This window comes from Mesorhizobium sp. M7D.F.Ca.US.004.03.1.1, assembly GCF_003998635.1.
GTDB classification, from domain to species: domain Bacteria; phylum Pseudomonadota; class Alphaproteobacteria; order Rhizobiales; family Rhizobiaceae; genus Mesorhizobium; species Mesorhizobium loti.
This window is the reverse complement of the sequence record NZ_RZQG01000787.1, coordinates 1-2,809: the sequence shown is the minus strand read 5'-3', so window position 1 is coordinate 2,809 and position 2,809 is coordinate 1. Positions and strand designations below refer to the sequence as shown.

General features: G+C 62.1%; 3 protein-coding genes. 2 read left to right on the top strand and 1 reads right to left on the bottom strand.

What is annotated here, in order from left to right; genetic code table 11:
- The coding region (locus tag EN935_RS29810) for a transporter substrate-binding domain-containing protein (RefSeq protein ID WP_127373911.1) at positions 1–549 on the top strand (549 nt) is incomplete at its 5' end.
- Between the two features lie 12 nt (positions 550–561).
- On the opposite strand, the gene EN935_RS29805 is transcribed toward EN935_RS29810, so the two are convergent.
- Positions 562–969 carry a tellurite resistance TerB family protein gene (locus EN935_RS29805; protein WP_082525486.1) on the bottom strand — a complete coding sequence of 136 codons (408 nt, stop codon included), beginning with the start codon at positions 967–969 and terminating at the stop codon, positions 562–564.
- 168 nt (positions 970–1,137) lie between these two features.
- Here EN935_RS29805 and EN935_RS29800 point away from each other — a divergent pair, with 168 nt between their 5' ends.
- Positions 1,138–2,784 (top strand): lysine--tRNA ligase, encoded by a 1,647-nt coding sequence (locus EN935_RS29800; protein WP_127264656.1) that lies wholly within the window; start codon positions 1,138–1,140, stop codon positions 2,782–2,784.
- Positions 2,785–2,809 lie beyond the last annotated feature (25 nt).

Sequence of the window (2,809 nt, the reverse complement as noted above, 5' to 3'; positions counted from 1 at the left end):
GAGCTGGAAGGCGCATTGCAGAAAGGCGAAGGCGAGGCGATCATCGCCGGCATCGCCGCAACGCCGGAATCGCGCGCGACCTATGCCTTCTCGCGCTCCTATCTGCAGTTTCCGGCACGCTTCATCATGCCGAAAAGCAAGGCGCTGACCGAACCGGTCTTTGACAAATTGCACGGCAACCGTGTCGGCGTAATATCAGGTTCAGCGCATGAGCGCATGCTGCGCGACTATTTCAACACGGTTCAGGTCGTCACTTTCGACAGACCGGAAGACCTTTACAACGATCTCAAGGCCGGCAAGGTCGACGCGGCCTTCGGCGACGGCATGCGCCTGGCCTTCTGGCTGGGCGGCTCGGATGCGGCGGGCTGCTGCCGCTTTGCCGGCGGGCCCTATCTGGCGCCCGAATATCTGGGCACTGGCATGGCCATCGCCACCAAAGCGGATAATCCAGCGCTTGCCGCCGCGCTCGACTACGCGCTGCAGGAGATTTCGATGAAAGGCACGTTTGCCGAATTTTATCTGCGCTATTTCCCGGTCAGCTTTTTCTAGGGCCAAGGACTTTCAGGTCAGCGTACGCAGGCGGGCCTTGGCGGCACGGCCTATTGCCGCGACCGTCAGCGTGTCGAGATCGAGCTGACGACGGATCAGCTGCAGCACCCGCACTTCTTCCATGCGCATTTCGAGATCGACAGCGGCAACCTCGAAGGCGGCGGCATAGGCGGTGTCGCGCAACCGCTCGGGCAAGGCCTCCGCGACTTCAGCCAGCACGCCTTCCAGTCCGTCCTTTTCGTGCAGGCGCTTCTGGCAGGCCTGGGCGACGCCGACCAGTCTGTCGTGGTTGAAGTCCTCGAACACCGGCCAGGAGCGGACGACCTCGCCGATCCGCGCCAGTTCGACATCGGTCATGTCGCGATCGGAGGCCGAGGTGATGACCATCAGGTAGATCAGGGCTTCATGCGGCGTCGGCAATTTTTTCTCCTTGAACCGGGCCTCGAAGGTAAGAACACGAAATCTGCACCGCAAGGAAAAAGCGCCGCACGCGTTGACGCTCCGGCGATGCACGCCTAGAGACCGGTTGAAAAACCTCTGCTCCGGCCGCCTTCGAATGGGCCGGCGAATGATTTGGAAAACAGTGACATGGCGGGATCAAACATCATCGATCTCAATCCCGAGCTGCTGGCGGCCGCGGTCGAGAGCAAGGCATGGCCGTTCGAAGAAGCCAAAAAGATCATCGAACGCTACAAAGGCACCGACTTTCCGCAAACGGTCCTGTTCGAGACCGGCTACGGACCGTCCGGCCTGCCGCATATCGGCACATTCGGCGAGGTGGCGCGCACGTCGATGGTGCGCCATGCCTTTCGCGTCCTGACGCAGGACGAGGTTGCCACCAAGCTGCTGTGCTTTTCCGACGATATGGACGGTATGCGCAAGATACCCGACAGCGTGCCGGATCGCGCCGCACTCGAGCCGCATTTGCACAAGCCGCTGTCGTCGGTTCCCAATCCGTTCGGCGACGACTATGCCAGCTTCGCCGACCACAACAATGCGATGCTGTGCCGCTTCCTCGACACGTTCGGCTTCGACTACGAGTTCGCCAGCGCGACGCAATACTACAAGTCCGGCCGTTTCGACGCGATGCTCAAGCGCGCCGCCGAACGCTACGACCAGATCATGGCGGTGATGCTGCCGACGCTCGGCCCCGAGCGGCAGGCGACCTACAGCCCGTTCCTGCCGATTTCGCCGAAGAGCGGCCGCGTGCTTTACGTGCCGATGAAGCATGTCGACGCCGAGGCCGGCACCATCACCTTCGACGACGAGGGTACCGAGACCACGCTTTCGATCACCGGCGGCCGCGTGAAGCTGCAATGGAAGCCGGATTTCGGCATGCGCTGGGCAGCCCTTGGCGTCGATTTCGAGATGTTCGGCAAGGATCACCAGACCAATGCGGTGGTTTACGACCGCATCTGCAACATTCTGGGCGGACGGGCGCCGGAGCATTTCGTCTACGAACTGTTTCTCGACGAGAACGGCCAGAAGATCTCGAAGTCGAAGGGCAACGGGCTGACCATCGACGAGTGGCTGACCTATGCGCCGACCGAAAGCCTCGGGCTCTACATGTACCAGCGGCCGCGGCAGGCCAAGAAGCTGTATTTCGACGTCATCCCGCGGGCTGTGGACGAATACTATACCTTCCTCGCCGCCTATCCCCGGCAGGACTGGAAGGAACGGCTGGGCAACCCAGTCTGGCATATGCATGACGGCAACCCGCCCGCGATCGACATGCCGGTGCCGTTCTCGCTGCTGCTCAATCTGGTCAGCGCTTCCAACGCGCAGAACAAGGATGTGCTGTGGGGCTTCATCTCACGCCACACGCAAGGGGTGACGCCAAAGACGCATCCCGAACTCGACCAGCTGGTCGGCCACGCGATCCGCTATTTCGACGATTTCGTGAAGCCGACGAAAACCTTCCGCCCGGCCGACGAGGTCGAGCGCGAGGCGCTGCAAGCCCTCGACAAGGCGCTTGGTGAATTGCCGGCCGGCGCCAATGGCGAAGCGATCCAGAACGCTTCGCTCAACGTCGCGCGCAGGATCGAACGCTATCAGGATCATTCCAAGCAGAGCCCGGAGGGCGGCCCTGGCGTATCGGGTGCCTTCTTCCAGATGATTTACCAGGTGCTGATCGGCCAGGAGCGCGGCCCGCGCTTCGGTTCGTTCGCCGCGCTCTACGGCATTGCCGAGACGCGGGCGCTCATTGAGCGGGCGCTGGCTGGTCAGCTGGTTTGAGCACGCCGCCGGACTCTTCCAGGAT